Origin of the sequence: Photorhabdus sp. S10-54 (assembly GCF_963878145.1) — a bacterium.
GTDB lineage: Bacteria > Pseudomonadota > Gammaproteobacteria > Enterobacterales > Enterobacteriaceae > Photorhabdus > Photorhabdus kayaii.
Genome location: NZ_CAWNXG010000048.1, coordinates 1 through 23310, shown reverse-complemented (window position 1 = coordinate 23310; position 23310 = coordinate 1). Strand labels below are relative to the sequence as shown.

General features: G+C 39.5%; 23 protein-coding genes and 3 pseudogenes. 12 read left to right on the top strand and 14 right to left on the bottom strand.

All coding sequences use genetic code 11. The features are described from left to right. Nucleotides 1-110 precede the first annotated feature (110 nt). On the bottom strand, nucleotides 111-320 hold the full coding sequence (xreR2, locus tag AACQ83_RS19795) for a cell morphology transcriptional regulator XreR2 (protein ID WP_036811682.1): 210 nt from the start codon (nucleotides 318-320) through the stop codon (nucleotides 111-113). A gap of 217 nt (nucleotides 321-537) precedes the next feature. Between xreR2 and AACQ83_RS19790 the strand changes: the two genes are divergently transcribed. Then, nucleotides 538-705 carry a helix-turn-helix domain-containing protein gene (locus tag AACQ83_RS19790; RefSeq protein ID WP_049582902.1) on the top strand — a complete coding sequence of 56 codons (168 nt, stop codon included), beginning with the start codon at nucleotides 538-540 and terminating at the stop codon, nucleotides 703-705. A gap of 193 nt (nucleotides 706-898) precedes the next feature. On the opposite strand, the gene AACQ83_RS19785 is transcribed toward AACQ83_RS19790, so the two are convergent. After that, a complete protein-coding gene (locus AACQ83_RS19785) occupies nucleotides 899-2095 on the bottom strand; it encodes an aspartyl protease family protein (protein ID WP_112879299.1) in 1197 nt (398 codons plus the stop codon). A gap of 567 nt (nucleotides 2096-2662) precedes the next feature. Between AACQ83_RS19785 and AACQ83_RS19780 the strand changes: the two genes are divergently transcribed. Continuing rightward, the gene (locus AACQ83_RS19780) at nucleotides 2663-3652 is read left to right on the top strand and encodes a glycosyltransferase (protein ID WP_112879298.1); all 990 of its coding nucleotides are present in this window, start codon (nucleotides 2663-2665) and stop codon (nucleotides 3650-3652) included. A gap of 52 nt (nucleotides 3653-3704) precedes the next feature. Here the strand turns inward: AACQ83_RS19780 and uriH are convergent, their stop codons facing one another. After that, entirely contained in the window at nucleotides 3705-4655 is a 951-nt protein-coding gene (gene uriH / locus AACQ83_RS19775; protein ID WP_112879297.1) for a uridine-preferring nucleoside hydrolase UriH, read from the bottom strand. A 265-nt stretch (nucleotides 4656-4920) separates the two neighbouring features. Between uriH and AACQ83_RS19770 the strand changes: the two genes are divergently transcribed. The 5 genes and pseudogenes from AACQ83_RS19770 to AACQ83_RS24715 all read left to right on the top strand — a co-directional run. After that, nucleotides 4921-5676 (top strand): response regulator transcription factor, encoded by a 756-nt coding sequence (locus AACQ83_RS19770; protein ID WP_112879296.1) that lies wholly within the window; start codon nucleotides 4921-4923, stop codon nucleotides 5674-5676. Nucleotides 5677-5784: 108 nt separating this feature from the next. Then, the gene (locus AACQ83_RS19765) at nucleotides 5785-7089 is read left to right on the top strand and encodes an NAD(P)/FAD-dependent oxidoreductase (RefSeq protein ID WP_112879295.1); all 1305 of its coding nucleotides are present in this window, start codon (nucleotides 5785-5787) and stop codon (nucleotides 7087-7089) included. Between the two features lie 64 nt (nucleotides 7090-7153). After that, nucleotides 7154-7519 carry a cupin domain-containing protein gene (locus AACQ83_RS19760; protein ID WP_112879294.1) on the top strand — a complete coding sequence of 122 codons (366 nt, stop codon included), beginning with the start codon at nucleotides 7154-7156 and terminating at the stop codon, nucleotides 7517-7519. 28 nt (nucleotides 7520-7547) lie between these two features. Further along, nucleotides 7548-9041: an aldehyde dehydrogenase family protein gene (locus tag AACQ83_RS19755; protein ID WP_112879293.1), complete on the top strand. Its 1494-nt coding sequence runs from the start codon at nucleotides 7548-7550 to the stop codon at nucleotides 9039-9041. Between the two features lie 1003 nt (nucleotides 9042-10044). Further along, nucleotides 10045-10167, top strand: a pseudogene (locus tag AACQ83_RS24715) (IS1595 family transposase); the annotation flags it as partial. 11 nt (nucleotides 10168-10178) lie between these two features. On the opposite strand, the gene AACQ83_RS19750 reads toward AACQ83_RS24715, so the two are convergent. From AACQ83_RS19750 to AACQ83_RS19740, 3 genes and pseudogenes are all read right to left on the bottom strand, one after another. Further along, nucleotides 10179-10646 carry an SMI1/KNR4 family protein gene (locus AACQ83_RS19750; protein ID WP_112879292.1) on the bottom strand — a complete coding sequence of 156 codons (468 nt, stop codon included), beginning with the start codon at nucleotides 10644-10646 and terminating at the stop codon, nucleotides 10179-10181. Nucleotides 10647-10757: 111 nt separating this feature from the next. Continuing rightward, a complete protein-coding gene (locus tag AACQ83_RS19745) occupies nucleotides 10758-13691 on the bottom strand; it encodes a DUF637 domain-containing protein (protein ID WP_112879291.1) in 2934 nt (977 codons plus the stop codon). A gap of 288 nt (nucleotides 13692-13979) precedes the next feature. Further along, nucleotides 13980-14078 (bottom strand): annotated as a pseudogene (locus AACQ83_RS19740) (transposase domain-containing protein); the annotation flags it as partial. Here AACQ83_RS19740 and AACQ83_RS19735 point away from each other — a divergent pair. Further along, nucleotides 14070-14658: pseudogene (locus AACQ83_RS19735) on the top strand (aldehyde dehydrogenase family protein); the annotation flags it as partial. The pseudogenes AACQ83_RS19740 and AACQ83_RS19735 sit on opposite strands and share 9 nt — an antisense overlap. Before the next feature lie 277 nt (nucleotides 14659-14935). Here the strand turns inward: AACQ83_RS19735 and AACQ83_RS19730 are convergent. The 8 genes from AACQ83_RS19730 to AACQ83_RS19695 all read right to left on the bottom strand — a co-directional run bounded on the left by AACQ83_RS19730 (nucleotide 14936) and on the right by AACQ83_RS19695 (nucleotide 21264). Further along, on the bottom strand, nucleotides 14936-15304 hold the full coding sequence (locus AACQ83_RS19730) for a Mor transcription activator family protein (protein ID WP_036843675.1): 369 nt from the start codon (nucleotides 15302-15304) through the stop codon (nucleotides 14936-14938). After that, nucleotides 15297-15725 (bottom strand): gp16 family protein, encoded by a 429-nt coding sequence (locus tag AACQ83_RS19725; RefSeq protein ID WP_036843674.1) that lies wholly within the window; start codon nucleotides 15723-15725, stop codon nucleotides 15297-15299. Before AACQ83_RS19725 ends, AACQ83_RS19730 begins: the two co-directional genes overlap by 8 nt. Before the next feature lie 98 nt (nucleotides 15726-15823). Continuing rightward, nucleotides 15824-16015 (bottom strand): hypothetical protein, encoded by a 192-nt coding sequence (locus AACQ83_RS19720; RefSeq protein WP_036843673.1) that lies wholly within the window; start codon nucleotides 16013-16015, stop codon nucleotides 15824-15826. Between the two features lie 461 nt (nucleotides 16016-16476). Then, on the bottom strand, nucleotides 16477-17649 hold the full coding sequence (locus AACQ83_RS19715; protein ID WP_036843671.1) for an ExeA family protein: 1173 nt from the start codon (nucleotides 17647-17649) through the stop codon (nucleotides 16477-16479). A gap of 238 nt (nucleotides 17650-17887) precedes the next feature. Then, entirely contained in the window at nucleotides 17888-19672 is a 1785-nt protein-coding gene (locus AACQ83_RS19710; protein ID WP_036843670.1) for a DDE-type integrase/transposase/recombinase, read from the bottom strand. Between the two features lie 52 nt (nucleotides 19673-19724). Further along, on the bottom strand, nucleotides 19725-20681 hold the full coding sequence (locus AACQ83_RS19705) for a hypothetical protein (protein WP_036843668.1): 957 nt from the start codon (nucleotides 20679-20681) through the stop codon (nucleotides 19725-19727). A 19-nt stretch (nucleotides 20682-20700) separates the two neighbouring features. Beyond that, nucleotides 20701-21009, bottom strand: a complete 309-nt coding sequence (locus AACQ83_RS19700) for a helix-turn-helix domain-containing protein (protein WP_036843667.1) — start codon at nucleotides 21007-21009, stop codon at nucleotides 20701-20703. A 66-nt stretch (nucleotides 21010-21075) separates the two neighbouring features. Continuing rightward, entirely contained in the window at nucleotides 21076-21264 is a 189-nt protein-coding gene (locus AACQ83_RS19695; RefSeq protein WP_036843666.1) for a DNA-binding protein, read from the bottom strand. A gap of 90 nt (nucleotides 21265-21354) precedes the next feature. On the opposite strand from AACQ83_RS19695, the gene AACQ83_RS19690 reads away from it, so the two are divergent. Genes AACQ83_RS19690 through AACQ83_RS19675 form a run of 4 tightly spaced genes read left to right on the top strand, consistent with a single transcriptional unit; the run spans nucleotide 21355 to nucleotide 23200 of the window. Beyond that, complete coding sequence (locus AACQ83_RS19690) at nucleotides 21355-21771, top strand: helix-turn-helix domain-containing protein (protein WP_081738155.1); 417 nt, start codon at nucleotides 21355-21357, stop codon at nucleotides 21769-21771. A 17-nt stretch (nucleotides 21772-21788) separates the two neighbouring features. After that, on the top strand, nucleotides 21789-22325 hold the full coding sequence (locus AACQ83_RS19685) for a hypothetical protein (RefSeq protein ID WP_036843665.1): 537 nt from the start codon (nucleotides 21789-21791) through the stop codon (nucleotides 22323-22325). A 39-nt stretch (nucleotides 22326-22364) separates the two neighbouring features. Next, nucleotides 22365-22784 (top strand): hypothetical protein, encoded by a 420-nt coding sequence (locus AACQ83_RS19680; protein WP_036843680.1) that lies wholly within the window; start codon nucleotides 22365-22367, stop codon nucleotides 22782-22784. Between the two features lie 17 nt (nucleotides 22785-22801). Further along, the gene (locus AACQ83_RS19675) at nucleotides 22802-23200 is read left to right on the top strand and encodes a hypothetical protein (protein ID WP_112879290.1); all 399 of its coding nucleotides are present in this window, start codon (nucleotides 22802-22804) and stop codon (nucleotides 23198-23200) included. Nucleotides 23201-23310 lie beyond the last annotated feature (110 nt).

Genomic DNA, 23310 nt, shown 5'->3' with positions numbered 1-23310 from the left:
AAAGATAAATGCAAGCAGTTACAAGTAATCATTATTCTTACCGAGTGGTATAAAGTAGATTGAGGCAGCTTATCTTGTTGATAAACTGCCTCGTTTTGCTCTACAGCCACTTACTTTGTGTACCTCGAAGGCCATATTTCAGCGGGATCGCAATCTAAAGCTTCGGCAATAAGCCGTTGACCTTTAGGCCAGCGGCGTTGCAGGGTATTAGCAAGGGTAGATGATGCTAGCCCTGCCTCTCTTGAAACGGCGGCTAATGATGTTCCCCGTTTTTTCAGCTCGGCGATAATGTCTGCTGGGTGCCAGTCCTGATTTTTCATTATTAATCCTCTGCGTTACGGATAACTTTGATATGAAAAGGTAAGTCGTTACATAGTAGACTATAAGTCACATATGATAACATAACTTGTCGCAAAAAGTGACTCATAGTCCGTGGTCTGATAAGTAACATAATTCGATACTTATCGGATGAAAAAGCCAAATGCTGTAAAATTTCTTTTTGGACAAAGAGTTAGGTATTTCAGGCAATCGTCTGGCATGTCTCAGGAAGCTTTTGCCGATAAATGTGGAATCGACCGGACGTATATCAGCGGTATTGAGCGTGGGGTTAGAAATCCTACGCTGGAAATCATCAATATTATTGCGAATGGTTTACAGATTGAGCTAACAGATCTGTTTGATTTCAGCACTAAATCAAAAGGCTAACAGTTGCTTTCCCCTTCATTTCTTAGAAATTTTCTTACCTTAATCTTTTTATTGGAGGAAATTACCTATGGTGATTTGGTTGAGTATTTGGCCGCCCAGAAAAAGCAGACATGGAGGCTTCCATAAATCCCTTCTGCCCATTTGAATAAGTTTATTGAGGAAGAACCTATATCTCCCTCAATAAATAGCTTTATTAAATGGTGATAATTTTCTGGGTGTTATCTCGTTCAATTTTTATGGTCAATTTACCCGATGGGGTCTCTGACAACTGATTGCGAAGATAGGTGATATCCTTAGGAAGGGCTGGTTGACCATTAACTTCCAGTACAATATCACCGTTCTTTAATCCAAATTTTTCAATATCTTTTGGATCGTTGTAAAATATTTCTACTTTGTTATTAAAATAGCGGATTGCAATTGTGCGAAGTAGTGGGTTGTCATAACGGGTGAAATTTTTGGCGTTAAAGCAGAGCAGCATTTTATTTGGGATAAACAGATAATCATCAAAACGCGAGAAGAAACTCATACCAAGATTGTAGAGATCATTTTTATTTTCGCCAATTCTCAGACGACCTACCGGCAGTTGCTGTAAATACAAACCATCAATCAGGTATTCTTTGCTACTATCAAGCCCACCGGCGGACGCGTATTTGACACTGGTTCCTTCAGAAATTTTATCTTTGTGCTCTTTTTTCAGATATTCAATAAATTCCTTAGAAACATAGCTGTAATCAGCCCCGGTATCTATATTAAAAACGACATTAGAGATCTGGATTGCGGGGGATTTGCCGTAGCTATCACTGTAAGGTTCACATTGTTGATAATTTAGGATTGAAGGCGCATGGCGCCATACTGTCAATGTATGGTTCAGGTTATTTATTTCCCAGTTTAACTGACGAAAAGTGTCAATTCCGAGAATACCATCCAGTTCTTGACCAAGGGACTGATTAAAGAGACTCATGTCAATGCCAATCCAGGGATCAGAACCCAGCACCGTATGATTACCTAGGATAATTGCCAGGGGTTGCCATAATGTTAGATCAGCTTTGTGTAAGCGTTTTTCACTGGTTGTAACCAGTCCATCGGATAGCATACGGTGGAATGTAACCGGTATTTTTGATTCTGGTGTGGTTTGTGTCAGCGTTTTTGCCAGCTTATTATCGATGAAGGTATAACTGGCGCCAGTATCCAGCAAGAATTGATATTTTTTACCGGAGATAGTGACAGGAACAATGATCGATGTTGGTTGATGGATGTCCAGCTTAGTAGAAAGGACGGGTTTGTTTTCTTCTGGCATATGGATTTTTTCCATATGGCTACAGCCCGTTATTAGTGTCAGCAAACTGGCGGTAATAATTGACCGAGAGGCTATCTTTTCCTGTTTTTTCATAATATTAGATTCCTTTTCTAGGGAGTGGAAGATGAAAATCTAGGGTCCGGTAAAACCCAACATAATGCACGGGAAGCAATAAAATGTTGCGTATGACCTAAGGTAGTACGCGTTATCAGCTTAGCTTCATTGCAAATATTATTATCTGCTTTGTACTAAAGCCAAAGATAAACAATAACATCATTATATTAGTTGATGTGAAATGTAGTGAATAATTGTTTAACTGCGGTTGAACTATTATTGGTTTCAACGGTAATATTGGTGAAAATATCGGCTATTGATAAATGTGAACGGTAAAAGTTATTAATGGCGATATTTATAGAATAATTAATTGGCAATAGAGGTAGCATTAAAAGATAAATTATCTGGATGTGTTTGATTATATAGTGTATATCAATGATAACAATTTGAAATAAAAATCACTATAAATCATTTTAGGTATAATGTAAAGGTAATGAATATTTATTGGATTTATATTTATATGTGGAAATTATTTTTCTGATAAATATCCAGATGATCTCAATATAATAAAATAACCCCTTTGGGCTAAAGGAATATATTGATTTTATGTCTATATCACTAAAACTCAGCATTGTCGTATCTATTTATAATGGAAAATGGTTTTTACCGCAGTTTTTTGTCAATTTATCTCGGCAAAAGCTAACTGATTTTGAATTAATTTTGGTTGATGATGGTTCAACGGATAATAGTCGCCAGATTATTGAGCAATATGCCGAAAAATTCCCAAAGACAGAAATTATCACGCAGAAGAATCAAGGAGTTTCTGTTGCCCGTAACACGGGGTTAGCGAAAGCCAGAGGTGATTATGTGGCTTTCCCTGATATTGATGATGTCATTTATCCGGGTATGTATAACCGGCTGTTAGAGATTGCTCAGAATAATGATTTGGATATTGCTACTTGCAACGGTCATTATGTTTATGATGATGGTCGGCCTGCTCGAAAGATTTTTCCTTCCGAGCGCCTCTCTTCTACCGCGGTTTTGAGCGGGCCAGAATGGTTGCAACAAGCACTGAGTTCACGCAAATTCCTGCATGTAACTTGGCTGAATATCTACAAACGGGCTTTTCTGACAAAACATCATTATCAGTTTGAACCGGGGTTGCATCATCAGGATATTCCGTGGACAACAGAACTCTTGTTGACGGCAAATCGGGTGCAATATATTGATGAATCTTTTTATGATTATCTGATTCACGCCGCTTCGGTGTCCCATGTTCCTGCGGATGATGGTATTAAGGTAAGAACAGCACATCACTATATGAAAATCTTGGAGATGCTGAATAAGATTAATCAGCGTTATCCACAGCAAGTCAAGCAGGTGCCGGCGTGTCATTGGCAGATCGCGAAAGAGGGGCTAGGGATTTTGCATACGATTAATGAGATAGAATCCTCTACGATAAAACAACAAATGGTGCATGAATTGTTTGAGCGCGGTATTTGGTCAATGATTTGGAAAAATGCCCGTGGATTTAGATTGCGTTGGCGTTTGGCTCGTCGATATCCGCGACTTAGAGCGGTGTTAAAAGCCGTTTAATAGTGAAAATAACGGCTTTATTATCGTTCCCTACCTGTGATTATTTTCCATCTTAATCGCAGGTATCGCCGATGTTTTTCAACGCATCAATAATCAATTGCCAGAATCGCTGTTGATCGAGTTTGACTGCAACTTGGGTATGGCAATCTTCTGATGGTGGATAACGGAAATCCGCTACGGTCATTCCCACAGTTAAGGTACCATTCAGTTCAATATTGACGGGGACTTTTTGCGTTGTCATCACTGTAGGATCAATAATATAGGCGACGGCACAAGGATCATGTATTGGAGGGCAGTTGAAACCATGTCTCTTCTGATAACTTTCACCATAGTACTCCAGTAGCTCTACGACAAATTGAGACGCTTTGGTATTAATACGTGAAATTGCTTTGGTGATTTCTGGCGTGGCCCGTGCTTGGTGCGTTAGATCCAGGCCGACCATCGTCAATGGCCATTTTTCATTGAAAACAATATGTGCCGCTTCTGGATCGGTTTTGATGTTGAATTCTGCTACTGCGCTTCTGTTAGCCGTGTGATATCCACCGCCCATTAATACCACTTCTTTTACCCGTTCAACGATCTTCGGTGCTTTACGGACGGCGAGAGCAATATTGGTTAAGCTGCCAACGGGAACCAAAGTCACCGTTTTGGGCGGATGAGACATAATAGTATCAATAATCAGATCAGTGGCGTGGCGAGGATCCAGAGTTCGAGAGTGTTTAGGCAACTTCACGCCACCCAGACCAGATTCGCCGTGAATATCCGATGCCGTTTCGAGCTCGCGAACTAATGGCCGATGACAGCCTGCGGCAAAGGGCACACCGGTAATACCAGCAATATGCGCTATCGCCAGCGCATTGTGAGTGACTTTATCCAGTGTCTGATTCCCGACAACTGTCGTGACGGCTAATAGCTCAATATTAGGGTTGCCATGCGCCAATAACATCGCAATAGCGTCATCATGTCCCGGATCGCAATCAAGAATAATTTTTTTGGTGGTCATTTTTACTCCTTGCCAGAGAAAGTGATATAAAAAATGAGCATAATCCAGTTAAAACGTCTATTCCGTGACAAAATCTTAGATCTGGGTGGGTGCTCTCATAAATAATTAGTAAAATGTTTCATAATTGTGATTTGATTAACACATAAACGATAATTGAGTTGTGGAGCCAGTTTAAGTGTGATTTTTATATAGTTTCGCTATGGAATTGGCGAGCAATATCTGCTTCGGATTTATTATTAATTTATGAATAATTGCGAGGGCTTGAATGGATATTCATGTAGATAGATTATCAACAGTGATTGAATCGGTGGCAACCAGTGAATTTTATCCTAATTTACTGACTTGGCTGGAACAATTTATTACTTTTGATAACGCCATTGTTTATGCCTTTGAACAAGGTTCTTCTCCGCGTTGTTTGAGTAAAACCGAGAAGAAAAACAGTGATGCAATAAATCAGATTTATCAACAGGGCGCTTATCTGCAAGATCCGTTCTATCAAGCCTTGATAGATGGGGCTGACACTGATCTATTTACTTTACGGGAACTAGTCCCTTCAGGGTTTTATCATACTGATTATTATCTGAATTTTTATCGTAAAACTGGTTGGCAGGATGAAACGGGGGTTTTACTGAAGCTCTCTCCCCAAAGGCAACTTGGCCTGTTTTTTGGTAAGGAAAATCAGCCATTTTTCATCCAGAAACAGCATCGGAAAAACTTGAAAACTACACTGGAAATTATCCGCAGTGTAGCGCGATTACATGATGATATGACGCAGCAAGCCCCTTCTGCTGAAATGGTTTATCTGGATACTCAGACTCGTTATGCCTTGACTCCGAGAGAATGTGAGATTGTGGAGTTGATATTGCAAGGTAAAGGCTCACCACAGATTGCTGAGAAACTTTTTATCAGTACGGGGACGGTGAAAAACCATCGGAAAAATATTTATCAAAAATTACAAATCAGATCACAAGCAGAGCTTTTTAGCCTGTTTATGGTGCCACCTACTCGTTATTTTGCCTGAGTCACAAATGTTAAAACTGTGTTGCAAATATCCCTAAAGGGACATGGTGATGTGACTCTGCGCTACAGATAATCCGGTGATTATGTTGGATGCTAATCGGGCTATCACATGAACAATCATCTTGATTCATTAACTTATTACGCTGCGACCAAGAAATATGATCTTCGTTTTCCGGCATTACAAGAAGATCTGGATGTAGACGTCGTGATTATCGGCGGTGGATTTTCCGGTATCAATACTGCGCTTGAACTGGCGGAAAAAGGTATCACTAATATTGCGATCTTGGAAAGCCGTCATCTTGGCTATGGCAGTACAGGTCGTAATGGTGGTCAGGTTATGGCGGGTATCGGTCATGATCTGGAGGTGATCAAACGCTATATTGGTGAGCGAGGGTTGGAAACGATCTTTCAGATCAGTAATCTGGGTGCCGGCATCATTCGTGATCGTATCGCTAAATATAATATTGATGCTGATCTCTGCCGGGGTTATGGCTATCTTGGCATGAATAAGAGGCAGGAAAAGACGTTACGTAGCTGGTTGCAAGATTTTAAGGCGGTTTCTCCTGATGAAGAGATTGAGCTTTACACCGGCTCTGATGTGAAAAAGGTGATTGGTTCTGATGTTTATACTTGTGCGTTGAAGCATATGGGGGGTGGGCATGTCCATTCTCTAAACCTGTTGCTAGGTGAGGCAAAAGCGGCGACAGACCTTGGCGTAAAACTCTTTGAGAACAGCCAGGTACTGAATATTGAATATGGTCCCAGAGTAACGGTTCGTACCGCGATGGGATCGGTTCGTGCTAATAAAATGTTGTGGGCCTGTAACGCCTTTCTTAATAGTGGTCTTGAGCCATATATTTATAAAAAGGTGGTCAACACTTATGCCTTCCAATTAATGACGGAAGTGTTGCCGGATGACTTGATTGAGAAAATCAGCCCGATTCGCGGTGCATACAGTGATATTCGTCCGGTTATTGATTACTTCCGTGTGACGAAAGAAAACCGTCTCTTGTTCGGTAGCGCAACCCCCTTCATTGAGCATATCCCATCTGATTTGAAAGCCTGGAACCGCCACTTGATGCTGAAAGTTTTCCCCTATCTGAAAGATGTGAAAGTCGAACTGGCATGGGGAGGACCGTTGTGTTGCAGTGCGAACTTGTTCCCACAGATTGGTTCTCTGCCGCAGCACAATAATGTGTTCTATGTGCAGGGCTATTCCGGTTTCGGAGTCACGCCAAGCCATATCGTTTGTAAGGTATTGGCCGAAGGGATGAGCGAAGGATCTGAGCGTTATGATCTGATGAGTTCAATTCCTCACGTAAATATTATTGGCAAAGATAAATTGCGACATCTGATGGTGTCAGCGGGCAAGATTTGGCATCAAACGTCGGGATTTTGGAAAGGTCGCCGTTAACTTATTGATATCAATAATATTCATTGGGCAATTTATAAATTATTTTATTTGGAACGAGAACATTATGATTAAATCACTTTTACTGAACAAACCCCTGCCTGAATTATTGGACATTGGTAGCGTAAGCAATCTGGGATCGACTGTGTTGGAAGGCGATCCGCAGGCCAGTATGGCAATGATATTTGGTGAACCAACGGATGACCTGAGTTGTGGGATTTTCGCCTGTACTCGTGGCAAGTTCAGTATGGTGTATCCGTTTGATGAGCATGCAACCGTTACAGAAGGTTCAGTAAAATTGACCGATGTGAAGAGCGGTGAAACCATTGAATATCATCCTGGAGATTCCTGGTTTGCGCCGAAAGGAACCGAAGTGTTGTGGGAAATCACCGTTGACCGTTTTGTGAAGCATTATCTGGCTTGTAAAGGTTAAAAAAACACTTATTTGATAGAGGTAAATAATGAGTGATATTAACTTATTACAGTCAGTTACGGCCTTTTTGCAGCATAATCATGGACATTATATTAATGGTCAGCCGGTCATTGGTCAGGGGAGTGAAACGCTTTCTGTGGTAAATCCCGCGATTGATGAAGTTATTGCAACGGTTAATCAAGGCGGTGAAGCGGAAGTAAATGCCGCTATGCAAGCGGCACATGCGGCATTTCATGGGGTATGGGCCCAAACTTCACCGATGGAGCGCGGTCATTGCCTGAATCGTCTGGCAGATCTATTGCTGGCACATCGGGAAGAGTTGGCGCAGTTAGAAACCCTCTGCTCCGGTAAAACTATCCAGTTGTCCCGCATGCTGGAAATTGATTCCTCCGCTCAGTTCCTGCGTTATTTTGCCGGATGGTCAAGTAAGATCAGCGGAGAAACCCTGAATGTCTCTTTGCCCTCTTTTAAGGGTGAACAATACACGGCGTTTACCCGTCGCGAGCCGATAGGTGTTGTGGTGGGGATAATTCCGTGGAATTTCTCCATCATGGTTGCTATCTGGAAAATAGCGGCTGCACTGACTTGCGGCTGTACCATTGTATTGAAACCCAGTGAATACACACCGTTGACCATGCTCAGAGTGGCTGAATTAGCCAAGGAAGCGGGTATTCCTGATGGTGTCATTAATGTGATTAATGGTTCAGGTTCGGTGCTTGGTCCTGCGCTGATAGGTCATCCATTGTGTGCCAAGGTGACTTTCACCGGTTCAGTGCCAACGGGTATTGCTGTTGGTAAATCAGCAATGGAACAGGGATTGACTCGTGCCACGCTGGAATTGGGTGGCAAGAACGGCGCGGCGTTTTTAGCGGATATGTCCGTTGAAAAAATTGTCGATGGTATTCTGGAAGCCGGTTATCTCAATCAAGGGCAGATTTGTGCGGCGGCGGAACGTTTCTATATTCCTGCAAGCCATATGGATGACGTGTTGAAACTGTTGTCTGAAAGACTCGCGGCAATGAAAATTGGCTCGCCTCTGGATGAATCGACAGAAATGGGGCCGTTGGCAAACAAGGCGCACTATAACAAGATCCTGTCCCTGTTTGAGCAAGCTCGTCAAGAAGGCAGTGAGATTGTTTACGGAGGTCATGCTCTGGCCGTGCCGGGTTTCTTTGTGGCGCCAACAGTGATTCGTGCTAACAGCCCTGAAGATTCATTGATGAAGGAAGAGACATTTGGTCCTATCGGGACTTTCCTCAGCTATAACGATGAGGAAGAGCTGATTGGATTGATGAACAGCACGCCATTTGGTTTAGCGGCGAGTTTGTGGACCAATGATCTCAGCAAAGCCATGCGTATGATCCCGCGTATCGAAGCGGGGACCGTTTGGGTCAATATGCATACATTCCTCGATCCGGCATTACCATTCGGTGGTACCAAATCCTCAGGTATCGGTCGTGAATTCGGTAGCGCCTTTATTGAGCACTATACTGAATTGAAATCCGTGATGGTTCGTTACTGATTTGATATTCGGATCAAAATAAGCAAGGCCCCTTGATTAAAGGGGCCATTGTCAAACCTAAGGTCATCACTGGCATTTTATCCAGGAGAGGGCTTCTCAGGGCAGCGAATTAATTATAGACTACCCACTATCAGAACTCAATAAGGAAAAGGCCGGATGAATTATGGAGTGGGAAAAGCTACAGCTATATTCTTGTACAGCGAGGTTGGCTCGTTATTTACAAGAATCGCAAGGTGATAAACATCAAGCGATCCAGTGTTATATTTTAAATATAAAATTATCTGAATCTTTTGGTTTTTGGACAATATTATTTAATATCAAATATGAAGTATTGTTGTGGAAATCATTGCGATTAGCTTTTCCCTATTGCCCTAAAATGCTTTGTAAAAGAAAAACTATATCTTCGTCACTAAATAAAATAAGGAGGTTAAGTATGATTCGTCAGTCGAAGTCAGAGATCTCTTAATTTTTTAGTAGTGATAACTATTCTGACATAAGGGGGGAGTTATTAAGGTAATTTGTTATCTTGCTATAAATTTTCGCCTATTCTCAAAACGTATCAAGGTATCATGTGATTTTTTCGCAGTATCCAGTGTAATAAATACGGTATCTAAATCAGGTTGTGTCTGAACAGTTATTTTTTTCTCAATGTGAAGTAATATCACTTAATAGTTTGATAGAAATGATTGTTGATTGCTTTATTACGAAAGTATTACGGTGGCGAATTTTTTGAGCACGAAAAAGTTAGTCAACATATTGATACGAAAATACATTTTTCGCGTCCTTATGCTAGTTATCAGAGAGGAACCAACGAAAACACTAATGGATTAATACGTAGTCGTTGGCCGGAGGGATTGACTTTGGTGACTTAACTAATGAGGAGATCAGTGATCTGGAATTTCAGCTTAATTTGACACCTAGAAAGGTACTAATATGGACTAACGCTATAGGAAGTCCATACGGGGAGACGTGTTGCACTTTTTAGTTGAATCCAGCTTCGGTTCATGTAATCAGCAAAAAGCATTTACCTCGTTATTTTGGAGAATTCTGTTTTAGATTCAATTGGCACTTTAGTCTTAAAAAAATGTTTGAGTGCTTACTAAAACTAGCTAAGGTTCGATGGTAATCAGGTAGAATTTAATCTAATGCATTAGAAATTGTTTCATAGAAAAAATCACCAAAATCGTTAAAATAAGGAATGAATGTGAATTCTTCTTCAACCCCAGGAGACCATAATTTAACTTCATTTAACCCTTTTTTATTCTTATTACAATCTAAAACCATATAATCTCCATCTCCTGTCGAATATATAACCACGTAATTATCTGGTAAATTAGACTCTTTTCGCTCTGATAAGGTTAACCAAATAGCATTTGGAACACTTAAAACATTAAAATTTCCGTTAATTATACCATAAAATTCTTCTCCTGCTATATCTCCACACCCTAAATTTTTAAGAAAGAATCTATAACTATCAGGAAATTTTAAACTGAGAGTTTCTTCTGCTAGATCAATTAATGAATTATCTTCAATACCTTCAAAATCAGCTATATCTTGATTTTCATTAATCAATGAAATTGCTTTTTTTACAAACTCGATACTCATAGTCTACCTCTAAATTATAATGATTTTGATAAATATATGATTAAAAATATGGCTGTTCTAACAGCCATATTTTCTAAACTAAATCAGTTATAAAGTCAATATGGTAACTGATTATTTTTTATCTTCAAACTCTTTAGCTCTTTCTTTCCAATATTCACGTTTCCATTTATTAAACTTATTACGATCAATACCCGATGGAATTTTATTGGTATTTACATGTATAACTTTAGTATTTTTTGAATGAAATTCTTGATTGATTTCTGCTATAGGACCAGTGTGTTTTTGAGTCATATGATGAAGTGTTATAGATTTGCCATCGGCACCTACAGGAGCTAACCCCGCTGTTTTCATTCTTTCAATATTGGTTCTTCCTTTTGGGTCTTTTGCATGAGGATCAAATAAATCATTCCGTTGATAAACTTTATTTTTAACATTACCATGCTCAAAACTTATTGGTTCATCTTTCCAATATTTTCTATCTTGACCAAAATATTTTACTGAAACTGCTTCAGTTTTAGCTTCAGTTATAATTTTTTTAGCCGTTTTAACATCTCCGGCATCAACCGCCTTTGATAATTTGTTGAGTACCTTAACGACTTTTGCGGCAGGAAAAATTCCTAATGTTGCTACTAGATAATCATTTGTAGTTTCTGCATCGTGAAATGCTTTAATATCTCCATATCCAGGAATGAATTCGGATGCTTCTTTAGCTACAATCTTTGCCGCTTCTTGACATAATTGTGGGTTTGGAGAACAAGTTTCGCTTACACCTTTTTCCCAGTTTTTTATAGCTTCTGGATCTTGTGCTTTCATAGCAGCTAGACTATGAGCTAATCCATTGTAAATTATGGTTATTTCACCAGCATCAGCTCCACTGTAAGCTCCTGCTGCGCTATTTGAAATAAAGGCTCCTGCAACGCCACCAATGATTTTACCACTAGCTTGAACATCAAGAGGATCTTCAAAAGTATTTCCTAGAGCTGCATATGCTAAAGAAGTAGCTAAAGCACCTGCTGCTGCCCCTTTGGCGTCACTGCCGCTGATCTCTGCCGCTAAAGCAGATAAGCCTGCGTGACTAATTGCTCTCCCAGCTTCCTCCAATGCATTTAATTGTTTGCTATCGAAGTAATTTCCTATTTGATGAGCGCCTTCTGCGTGGATTTGATTAGCGGTGGTAGATAACAGCGCTGTAGTGAAATTATCTTTGAAGCTACCTCTATTGATAGCAGTGTTTAAACTAGAGCTAATGATAGATTGACCAGCCACTCGTTGAGCTGTTTGAATCCAATCTTTGTTACTTAATAAAGGTAATCTTGCTTCATTTGTTCCAGCTGCCCCAGCTGCTCCATTTTTTGCTTGGGTCCAACCCATAGCTTGATCAAATCCAGATAATGCCCCTCCGATTACCATTGAAGTGGCAATTGATTTAACAGTTTTACTGTTACCCATATCTTTAAGGGTTTTAGATAAGTCCCCCTCGTTGTTAATAAGAGATACCGCTGCTTTTGAGGCTAAAGCTGCCATTCCAGTTTGAACTGCCCCGTATGCAGCAGAGCTCACTGTTGCAGCAGTAGTTGCACTGGCTCCTGCAGCAGTAGCTACATTTCCCGCTGTAGTAGCTGCACTTCCTGCTGCTGTAAGAGTTAAACCGGCTCCAGCAGTAACTGCCGCAACCGCTATTGCTATAGCTGCACTTACTACAGGATTCAAACTTTTGTTTTCATAATTCCAACTACTATAAGCGTCTTGAACTTCATTCCAATGTACATCTTGACGTTTACTTAATTCTTTTAACCAAGCTGTTTCCGGAGTATTACCGATAATATCTAGAGTGTTTTGCAAGATTTCTTTATTTTTTACTTTAACATCTGCAGTAATTCCCTCTGTTGCCTCAATAGTTAACTTACCTCCGATATGAACAGATGGTAATACCCAAGTTTCTTTTGAATATCCTTTATCTTGATTCTTAATGAAAAAACCTTTAGATTGGCTAATAACTTGGTCAAATATTGTATCTTTAACAGCTTTAAAATTTATCTTACCATGAGTACTAGTAAGAGTGGCATTTTTACTTGTTTCAATTTTACTAGCTTCATAAGTACTATCATCATGACTTAATAAATTAATATCTCCCTCTGCGATAAATTCAGTAACTCTATTATGTACTTCGTGATGAACATGAGTAGATGTTTTTTTCTTGCCATACCAATTACGGCTACTACTTTTAGTTGTGTAATGGCTGATATCTTCTTGAGCTTGAGCATATAAATATCCGCCTTTAGCAGCTATGTTCATAGCTCCCTTAGCCATTAGTTTAGTAGCTTGAAATAAAATATTACCTTCGGTTAAAATAGATAAATTCTTACTGCTACTTAATTCAACAGTTCTTGGTGTTATTTTACTAAGATCACTAATTGTTTCAGAAAAACCACCACTTTTACTTATATGAAAATTCTCAGTGTGTACATTAGCCGCTTCAAAACCTATACTCCCACCAGCAGATAGATTCATATCCCCACCAGCAGATAGATTCATATCCCCACCAGTAGATAATTTAGAAGCAACCATAGAAATAACATTATTAGCTGATAATGTTAAATTTCCACTTGTATGAATATTAGAAATTGAAATATTTTCGGTAGTTTCGAATTTATTAGTAGCATTTGAACCGGTTCTATTTTCATAATCAGATGCTGCTAATTTAATATTATTTCCTGATCGAATTAGTAAATTATTTTTAGTATTGATCTGAACAGTATTTCCGAAAATATTTCCTCCGCTAGATATTATACCATTTTTTGTAAATATTCTTGTTCCAAAATCTTCTGCTGCAAATCCAGTTGGACTATATTCGACATCTGATGGACGTCCTTCATGATTTATAAGTCTAGTATTGTAAGTATAACTATTTCCTATCTTGTTTTTAGGAATTAAACTAATATCCTTAATAGAGTTTAAGAAAATATCTCCATCGGTTGATAAAGTTAACCCTTCTAATGTAATATTTCCCCCGGAAGCAATATTAATAGAGTCAGTAGACCTCATAGATCTTTCTGGAGAAAGGAAATATTTGTTTTTACCATTGAACGAAAAATGGTTGCATTCTTCAGTGCAAGTTGAATTTAATATATTATCTGATATGTTAATGTCATTATTTGCAGTTAAATTTATATGTTTATTTTTAGGGTGGATAATATACTGAATTGGGCTATGGAAGTGAAAATGATCAACATTTCATTCAAAAACCAGAAGTGAGAAGCTAGTGCTTTGATCCAGCGTAAGCGCTTATAAAGTAGTGAACTCTTATAACTCCTTAGTGGAGATCACAACATTCTACGGCATCAGATCATCAACACTTTCTTCAGGAGCACGTTTGGGTAATTCCGTAAAGATATGCCGGAAGTAATAATGCGGATTGATATCATTGGCACGGCGGCGGAACGTTTCTATATTCCTGCAAGCCATATGGATGACGTGCTGAAATTGTTGTCTAAAAAACTCGCGGCAATGAAGATTGGCTCATCCTCTGGATGAATCGACAGAAATGGGGCCGTTGGCAAACAAAGCGCACTATAACAAGATCCTGTCCCTGTTTGAGCAAGCTCGTCAAGAAGGCAGTGAGATTGTTTACGGAGGTCATGCTCTGGCCGTGCCGGGTTTCTTTGTGGCGCCAACAGTGATTCGTGCTAACAGCCCTGAAAACTCATTGATGAAGGAAGAGACATTCGGCCCTGTTGGGACTTTCCTCAGCTACAACGATGAAGAAGAACTCATTGGGTTGATGAACAGCACGCCATTTGGTTTAGCGGCGAGTTTGTGGACCAATGCTCTCAGCAAAGCCATGCGCATGATCCCGCGTATCGAAGCGGCGACCGTTTGGGTCAATATGCATACATTCCTCGATCCGGCATTACCATTCGGTGGTACCAAATCCTCAGGTATCGGTCGTGAATTCGGTAGCGCTTTTATTGAGCACTATACTGAATTGAAATCTGTGATGGTTCGTTACTGATTTGATATTCGGATCAAAATAAGCAAGGCCTCTTAATTGAAGGGGCCATTGTCAAACCTAAGGTCATCACTGGCATTTTATCCAAGAGAGGGCTTCTCATGATCATAAGTAAGATATTTGACAGGGAACTGAAAGATAATTATGGGAAAAAACTGGACTAAGTGGGAAGTTATGGAGATTCAATTGTAAATCCTTTTCAGTATTTGAAAGGCAGACCGAACGAGAATCATGCTTAGTCTGCCATCTAATTTTACTAAGCTCAATCAGTTTGACCTGCCTATTCAGATTCGTTATCGAATAACTTACCTTGTAGGCGATCTAGTTCCTCCTTTCGAATACGCTTCACTACGCTGTAAATCCATTGAATAGAAACACCAAACTTGCGAGCCAGATCATGATGATTTTTACCGTTAAACTCGTTGAAAATCTCACGATCACGGAGGCTGACTTTCCAAACCATGCCCATAGGAAAATAGACATTTTGACCGCCCCAAACCTGCATCATATGGTTCGCAACAGCTTCGCCAATTTGTTCAGCTAACGCAGGCTCAACATGGATTATTTCACTGACCGTACAGGCTGTGTGCTGTGCCAGTTCTACCAGCAGTTCAGGACCTTTGCTACGAAAGTTATTCACATCATTCATACTTTTTCCTCGTGACGCGGTTCCGCCACTTCTTCAGTTTTTCAATAATGCTGCTGGCTTGGCCTGAATCCAACCACTGTAAATCATCAATATCTGTTTCACGCTTAACCCAGTGAGCTAAGGCTTGTTCAGAACTATTATGAACAATACCTATAGATGCCATTTCCAACCACAATGCACGTATCTTCTTTGAGTGGGGGTGGCAATCTAATGAACGCGATGTTTTGGATTTCTTAGGGGATTTAATCTTAAAACCGCGCTTTTTCATCGCATCCAAAACGCGAGTTAACTGCGGGATATCCATTTCCCGCGTAGAGGCTTTTCCGGTCTCTGAAAGTAGCATCTGGCGATACGTATCTTCATCTAGTTTTAGATTACTATGTGCAATATGAATAAGCTGAATAAGTTTCTGTTTTGCCATCTTATTCATCCTCTGCTATGTACTCTCTAATTGAGTAAACCAAAATAGTCAGCATTAACTTGATATTACTGAACCTGGCTTTTCGGTATAAGACCGTTTTATCCATGAGTGGTCTCTAGTGGTTGTAAATCCCATGTTGCCACAGATACACCGTATTGCTGACTACAATGTGGACAAACCAAGATTAAATCAACAACCCACTCACCAAACTCAGGAGTCTGGATAACCTTGGCTTGTTTTAGATTCATTTTTTCAACAGGTTGTTTGCAGTGATTACATGTTATTTTCATAAGTATGTTCCTTACTTAATTTTCTGTCCAAATAGGATAATTGAAAAATTTTCTTTTCCTGAATTAATTGATATTCCATTAATATCTTTTACAATAGCTTTATTTACATAATTGCGGGGTGTAGAAAGCGGATTTAGCTTTAAACAGAATTTTTATTTTTACCATATTTAATTACCTGTTACTTAATGAATGTATTTATTAATACCAATATATCCACTTCTTTTCCTCAACAAAGAAAATTTTTTTCAAATAGATCGATAATGAAATGTCAGTATTAATATTTCCAAGACTTCTATTTCTCTGGTTATGGTATGTTACATCCTTGTTGTAACCAACTTGAAATTAATAAAACCAAAAATTAGTCGAATACGCCTTGCATATTTAACTTGTGATAAGGCAGTTTTAATATGAATATTACCAATATTAATTGTTAAGTAGAACTTTTTCTCATAATGATATCTTTAGCTAACACTGCGAATAATATTGGCATCAACCATAGATATCTCATTAATTGCAGCCATATTCATCGCTGCAATAATCAGGTTTCCAATAGCTAATGGATATAATAAACTAACGGTCTCTTTACCGCTATGCCGACTAAGACATAAACGGTCACGGATAGCACCAATAGCGCTATTATCTAAGATCTTGTTAGTATTCATACCTACACGACCAAATTTAAAATCCAGAAATGTTTCTAGATAATCATTAAGAGGAAACAAATTAACAACCTCACAACGTTGTACTACTTCACGAACCTCTTGATTACGTTCCGATAGCTTTAATTCCAGCTCAGACTGACCAATCAAAATGATCGATAACAGTTTTTTAAATCCATCTTCCAGTTCAAAGAATCGTTTAAGGTGTTTTAATGTTGGTAAAGGCAACGAGTGTGCTTCTTCTATTATTAACACATGCTGATAGCCAGCCCGTGAACTGTCTTTCAATATCTTGTGCAACTGGCGGAAGCGTGCTTCAGGCGATCGTTTCAAGTTTTCCAATGGCGCTAAGGTATTCACAATAGCTTCAGCAATGTTTGATGCTTTCAAGGTCTTACCTTTTACATCATTGTCTTCCATTGCTAATACATAGGGTTCAATAACAATAACGGGGGTATTTTCCCTGTTAATACGGTCAATAAGATCACGACGCAGTGTCGTTTTACCTGAACCCGATTCCCCTGATACTGCCAGAAAACCACCATAGCGGGCTGTTTGATACATTGCTTCCCGCACATAACGGCTATCTGGAGTCACAAAAACATCTTCAGCACTTTGAATTGCACTATCTTCAAATGGATCACGAAATAAACCAAAGTGCTTTTTCGTAGCTGGAAATAATACTTGTTTTTTTAGTAACATGTTTTCATCCTTGGAAATGAAGGTTGTATTTTTATTATCGGCATAGGTATCTAATTTATCGGTTGCTTGTACCACCTCAAAACTTTTTGCGGTATCGATACCTTTTCTTGCCAAGAAATCAGTAATACGTTGACGAATTGCATCCATGTTCTGCCTTGGCCATATATTGTGATTAACAATTTGAGCCAACGCCGCCGCTGAAATTCCCGCAGCACTTGCTGCTGCACTTTGCGTTAACTGATGTGTCTGTAACTGCTGTTTAAACACCAGCATAATAATCCCCCCGTTAAGCGGCTACCTTTATTTTTGCATATGCCATTGATAATAAGAGATAGCAACATCATTCCCTGGCCAAATATCCTGTATATTTCTTACGTTATAATGAATTTCACGAAAAAAATTGTATCACTTTTATAAATAAACCTTAGTTGTAATTTGAGTTTCCAATGAAGGTAGTGGATTATGAACTTTAATCGCCATTTTCTTTTCCTTAAATATACACAATGAAAAACTAATTACCGTTGATAATACTGCGTGCAACAATTGCTGATTGCCCCATGAATTCATCAACCAACTCATCAATTTGATCTGTTGGAACACCATTAGGAAAGCGTTTAACTATTTGCTGATAAAACTCACCACACCATGTTTTGCCATGTGATTGGAACCGTTCACGTAAAATTTTGACAACATCAACGGGGTTCATAAGCTGTTCAATACGTGGACTATGTACTGTAGAAGCTTGTCCACGTTTTGGCATATACGTTGGTGCATCATTATGTTCAATATCCAAATATGGATCAAACCGACCATTGAGGGGGAGTGTTTTCAATTTACGCGCTATTTCAGTTTCAGCCGTGCTGTTTGTCCCCATGATTTTCTGTTCAATTTCGGCTAAATTACGTTGTGCAATTGTTTGAGGAATGGCCTGGAATTCACGACCAATTACAGGTGCGCCGATGGCAAAACCGTACTCATCTTTAGTGACTTCATTAACAAGATGGAAAACATCAAAGCCATCTTCACCAGTAATGACTACCTGTGCCTCTTCGTCACGCCAAGGATTGCGGGTGATCATGATTGAATCACCAACACTCACGCTAGGAACGGTACTGACGTCATACTCACGTCCCCTGAAAGATACTCGCAAGGTTGCCTGTACTTTACGGCTTTCTGGTGCGCCAATTGCCAGTTCACGACAAACGTTAATGGCAGGTGCTTTTACTAACTGTTCTGCTGTGATTTTTAACCAGCAATCTGTACGGGTTTGTCCATGTCGACTATGTATTGCACTACGGTTAAATTTCATACGCCATAGCCGTGCCAGACGGTTAAGCTCATCAATATCATCAACCTGTCGAAAACGTAAACCGGACTCGAAATTGCGTTCAATGATGTCACGCGCTTTTTCAACAGAGCCTGTAGCACGGGCGTTACGGGCCTTGTGTTGTATCATTTGAATGCCTAGAGCTTTGCACAAGTTACGTAGTGTAGGTGCTGTCAAAGCTGAACCGGGGTCAGTAAATAAAATTTGGGGTACACCGTGTAATACATCTGCGTCACCGCGATCTTGCATTGCGTTAATTAATACAGAAGTAAAATTCTGACTGGTTTCACCGCCAAATAAGTATTCAACATATATCCAGCCACTTGTATGATCTGTTAATTCAAACGACCAGACACGATCATTAATAATACGAGCCAGATTTTTCGGCTTATTTTTATTAAATTCAGCCACAGGCATCATGCGTAATCCACTGTCAACTCCATTATTTTTATTAGGATTTTTTAGGTAATACAGTACGCAAATTGAGGCGTCTAATTCCCATACATGATTAGGATGCAAGCTAGCTAATTGTAGGCTGGGTGCAGACACTTTCAACTGTTCAGGATGAAGTTTGTACTGGCGCAATGCACGACTAATAGCGTCAATAGATAACGGAGAAAATTCGCCCGTTTCGGTATCAATATGGCCTGCATGAATCAGGCCGTTTGAACGCAGATCATTAACGGCTTGTTCGAGGCTATATAACCGTTTCCCTGTATTACGAGTGGCCTCCATCAATATCCCTGAAATCAAAGTTGCTTCTTCACGTGTCAGTGCACTATTGCCTGCATCAGAACGTTTCTTACGTGGTTTTTTGCCAAAAACTTCACCGAGTTTTTTAATCAACGTTGAACGTGACATACACAGCTCTTCACAAGCCGCCCGATATATTGCCTCTTTACCGCCATGTCCGGCTTTATGTGCTGCCTGTGCAATAGAAACTAATCGTTCGGTTATTGTGGTATTCATGTTATTACCCTTATTCCGTCAGTTTCTTTTCAAGCATTTTTTCAATTCAGATTTATTCATGTGCCTCTTCCTTATCCATCCATTCTGGTCGTTTAAATCCTTCCTCTTCTGCCTCCACACCTTCTTTAGCCCAATCAGGAACAATGCTGTGTTCTCTGTACTCAGGTAGATTAAAGTGATTACGCAGGTTACGAATTTTGACTTCAAGGTCATCGAGTACGCCTGCCATAAACCCAACATGGCTAATGTCAGTACGTGTGGTATGGCCATTAAGCGTTTCAAATCCATTGAAAAGATTGGTGATAGCGGCATCAACAGAAAAAGACAATGAATTAACCTCTTGTGTCAAAGCAGCACCTTCCTCTTCAGGTTTTTCATGATTAATTCGGCGCTGAAGTTTGTGCTGGATTGCAGATTTCTCCTCAATCAAATTACTAACAAGTTCCTTTTTTTCCTGCACCGTCTGGCGGGAAATTTCCAGATCAGCGCGTGTATCACGTAGGGTCTTACGTAGTTCGCGGACAGACATGCGATCAATATCATCTAATGTCAAACCTGCTACAGTGCCACCTTCAGCCAATTCTGACAGTTCATCATCGTCTTCAAGCATCAATTCATACAGTTTGGAACGTCCCAAAAGCGAAAACGTTTTCGCTTTTGTCTCTAATCCAGGTGAAAGAAATTTGAGTGCAGCTTGTGCCATTTTTTGAGCAATGCGAGGTTCCAGACCGAGTTGATCCTTAACGATGTCAACAAATTCACCATGAGGTTCATTCTCTTTAAGAATAATGAGGCGCTTCCCAGCTTCCAACATCGCTTCAGCACTCTGAGCCATATAGAAACGGGTTTCGTGAACGATACGTTCACGTTCATATGGCAGACCATCCCCAAACTGTTCCATGATTTGCAGGCGGTGTGTTGTCATAGCGTTGAGATTGACCTGCAGATCGTCAGCAAGTTGAACATCTTCGGCTAGTTTTACTGATGTTGTATTTTTTGAGCGTGCCATTGTATGAATCTCTTGTTAATTAATTTCTGCTACCAGCTAAAACGCGCTGATTCATTTCTGTAATTTTGGCTTGGGTGTTAGCCATTTCATTTGAGAACGATTGTGCTATTTGCAGTAATTGCATACCGGGTGCATATCTGCCGCTACCCAGTTTTTGCGCCAGCCCTTCTTCTATTAATGTATTTAGTGCACGATTAATATTTGCAGGAGATTCCCCCAGTAATTCCGCTAATTCACCATTACTCATCCCAGACAAGGAATGACCACGTAGAGCCTTAAGAACTCGTAATATGCGCGTACCAGAACTGGAAACGTTAATTTTGCGCATGTCACATTCTCCCTTTTCAATATGTGATAATCTGTTACATAGAGTGATAAAATAGTTAGGCTAAATTTAAATGCCTAAACTAGGCGTTTTCAGACCTAGCTTTACAGCTATTTCATGGGCCTTTCCGTAATTAGCTTTGGATTGTCCATTAAGAACTCGGTATACAGCTTCACGGGAATACCCGTTATCCTGTGCCCATTGGGTAATAGTGATGCCGTGTTGTTGAAAGCGGCTTTTAATTTTATCGGGTGTCATGCAATGGCCTCCGGTAATGCAATGATGTTTGTACGATATGTGACATTATTGTCCCATTAATGGGACTTGTAAAGGGTTTTGGTGACAAAAATGTCTCTTGGTGAGAGATTAAAAAAAGAGCGTGAGCGATTGGGGTTTAGTCAGTCTGATTTCGCGGAGATGGTTGGCGCATCAAGAAAATCACAGATAAGGTGGGAAAAAGATGAATCTGCACCAGGGGCTGACGCTATAAGCCTTTGGGCAAAAGCTGGTCTTGATGTGTTGTACCTGATCACAGGACAAGTTGAAAAGTCAGCCTCTACCGCTTACAAAAACAGTGAGATAGATGAAGAATTACTGGGAAAAATTGTTCATAAACTAGATTCGATGGCACAACAGGCTAATCGCCGCTGGACACCCGATGAACTCGTCCTGCAATCATCAAAAATATATAACTTTTTAATCAAAGAGTCGGCTGTCGATGACAGTAGAATTGATAGAGTATTAAAACTGGTTGTTAATCATTAAAAAAATAAAGGATTTGCATGAACAGAAGAGATGAAGAATTACAAACATTAGCAGGACAAGTTTTTGATAGCCTTAAACAACTTCCCCAAGATGGGCAGGAACGACAGATAACCATCAGCGTTGGTGGCAATAATCATGGCTCTATTCATGTAGGTTCAGTCGTCAATATTAACCCCACGCCATCTCGGTCACGTGAGCTTCATGAAAGGGATAGTCGGGAGTTACTTGCTATAAAACGAGAATTACTTATAAAAAATAAAGATGCTAAATGGCGTTATTACATCAATACACCTTGCTTGCTATTACTTAGCCTCGTGCTTATAGCATTTACGTTTCCCCTATGGAACGCTTATATGATGTTTTTTGGTGGAGGATCTACTAATGTATTGGCAGTTAATGATAAGACATTAATAATCTTTATCTCTTGGACCGTACTGATGATGATTTGTGGAAAAAAAATGGACAAGAACAGGAAGATAGAAAATAGGATAATAGGTGAAAATCAGAATGTTATTGATACCATAGACGTAATCTTGCGACGTAGAAATTCTTAAAAATATAGTTATTTTTTATTTTATATAAGGGTATGAGCTGTGCGTAAGTTATTAATTCCCGCAATATTTATTTTGGCGGGGTGTGGTGATGGAACAGAAAATAGCGTTCAGATTGAGTCTGAAAAAGCTCCAGCCCCTGTGTTCTCAATAGCAACAGATGATCCCACTATCAATCGATTATTGCCAACTATTAGAAAAATGTGCCCAGGATTGGATAAATACTCTGATCAATTTACTGACATCACAGTTTACGAAAACAGTTATCCTTCACGCACAACTATCAAATTTCATATTGATGAAAATGCCAAACTGCCCAATGATTATATAGCTAATGGGAATAATTGTTTTCTTGATATAGAAGATAACGAAACAGTTTTATCTATATCTAAATCAGCTTGCCAATCTGTTTGTTTAGATCAACAGAATGTACCTGGTGGAACGTTGAAATTGAAACTTTAGAAACAAATAGGATATTTATGTCTACTACAAACATAGAAAAATTTAATGAAATTGTAGGTATTATATTTGGGAAATTATATGAGTCATTTCCTTTAAAAATAGATCTTTTATCCACAGAGATAATCGGTGAACCCCTTCAATATTCTGATGGAACATCCTCTGATGAACTTTGTACTACAGTAGAAGATCATAGATTTTTTCTGGATACCGTGGATTGGCTCATGACGAATGGTTATTTGGCAGGGACTATGAGCTCTGAAGGTTGTCATAGAGCCGTATTAACCGCTGAGGGTTTAGAAGTTCTCAAAGTAATCCCTGATAGCTTAGAAACTCCATTAGGTGATCGTATTAAGGAAACATTGAAGACTGAAAGTAAAGAAGCATTAAGGTCTTTAGTTAACCTGAACTCTGGATAAGGAAGAAAAGAAAAAAGGAACTAAGTGCCTGAGGCACGATCAAAGTTTTTGCTTAGAAAACAAAATCGTGGGGATCCTCAGGCTATGACTACTTTAGAAGAACTTTACTG

Excerpts from the sequence above, each read along its gene's own strand:
- xreR2 (WP_036811682.1), bottom strand. The coding sequence starts at position 320 with ATGAAAAATCAGGACTGGCACCCAGCAGACATTATCGCCGAGCTGAAA.
- AACQ83_RS19790 (WP_049582902.1), top strand. The coding sequence starts at position 538 with ATGTCTCAGGAAGCTTTTGCCGATAAATGTGGAATCGACCGGACGTAT.
- AACQ83_RS19785 (WP_112879299.1), bottom strand. The coding sequence starts at position 2,095 with ATGAAAAAACAGGAAAAGATAGCCTCTCGGTCAATTATTACCGCCAGT.
- AACQ83_RS19780 (WP_112879298.1), top strand. The coding sequence starts at position 2,663 with ATGTCTATATCACTAAAACTCAGCATTGTCGTATCTATTTATAATGGA.
- uriH (WP_112879297.1), bottom strand. The coding sequence starts at position 4,655 with ATGACCACCAAAAAAATTATTCTTGATTGCGATCCGGGACATGATGAC.
- AACQ83_RS19770 (WP_112879296.1), top strand. The coding sequence starts at position 4,921 with ATGGATATTCATGTAGATAGATTATCAACAGTGATTGAATCGGTGGCA.
- AACQ83_RS19765 (WP_112879295.1), top strand. The coding sequence starts at position 5,785 with ATGAACAATCATCTTGATTCATTAACTTATTACGCTGCGACCAAGAAA.
- AACQ83_RS19760 (WP_112879294.1), top strand. The coding sequence starts at position 7,154 with ATGATTAAATCACTTTTACTGAACAAACCCCTGCCTGAATTATTGGAC.
- AACQ83_RS19755 (WP_112879293.1), top strand. The coding sequence starts at position 7,548 with ATGAGTGATATTAACTTATTACAGTCAGTTACGGCCTTTTTGCAGCAT.
- AACQ83_RS19750 (WP_112879292.1), bottom strand. The coding sequence starts at position 10,646 with ATGAGTATCGAGTTTGTAAAAAAAGCAATTTCATTGATTAATGAAAAT.
- AACQ83_RS19745 (WP_112879291.1), bottom strand. The coding sequence starts at position 13,691 with ATGAGGTCTACTGACTCTATTAATATTGCTTCCGGGGGAAATATTACA.
- AACQ83_RS19730 (WP_036843675.1), bottom strand. The coding sequence starts at position 15,304 with ATGAATGATGTGAATAACTTTCGTAGCAAAGGTCCTGAACTGCTGGTA.
- AACQ83_RS19725 (WP_036843674.1), bottom strand. The coding sequence starts at position 15,725 with ATGGCAAAACAGAAACTTATTCAGCTTATTCATATTGCACATAGTAAT.
- AACQ83_RS19720 (WP_036843673.1), bottom strand. The coding sequence starts at position 16,015 with ATGAAAATAACATGTAATCACTGCAAACAACCTGTTGAAAAAATGAAT.
- AACQ83_RS19715 (WP_036843671.1), bottom strand. The coding sequence starts at position 17,649 with ATGCTGGTGTTTAAACAGCAGTTACAGACACATCAGTTAACGCAAAGT.
- AACQ83_RS19710 (WP_036843670.1), bottom strand. The coding sequence starts at position 19,672 with ATGAATACCACAATAACCGAACGATTAGTTTCTATTGCACAGGCAGCA.
- AACQ83_RS19705 (WP_036843668.1), bottom strand. The coding sequence starts at position 20,681 with ATGGCACGCTCAAAAAATACAACATCAGTAAAACTAGCCGAAGATGTT.
- AACQ83_RS19700 (WP_036843667.1), bottom strand. The coding sequence starts at position 21,009 with ATGCGCAAAATTAACGTTTCCAGTTCTGGTACGCGCATATTACGAGTT.
- AACQ83_RS19695 (WP_036843666.1), bottom strand. The coding sequence starts at position 21,264 with ATGACACCCGATAAAATTAAAAGCCGCTTTCAACAACACGGCATCACT.
- AACQ83_RS19690 (WP_081738155.1), top strand. The coding sequence starts at position 21,355 with ATGTCTCTTGGTGAGAGATTAAAAAAAGAGCGTGAGCGATTGGGGTTT.
- AACQ83_RS19685 (WP_036843665.1), top strand. The coding sequence starts at position 21,789 with ATGAACAGAAGAGATGAAGAATTACAAACATTAGCAGGACAAGTTTTT.
- AACQ83_RS19675 (WP_112879290.1), top strand. The coding sequence starts at position 22,802 with ATGTCTACTACAAACATAGAAAAATTTAATGAAATTGTAGGTATTATA.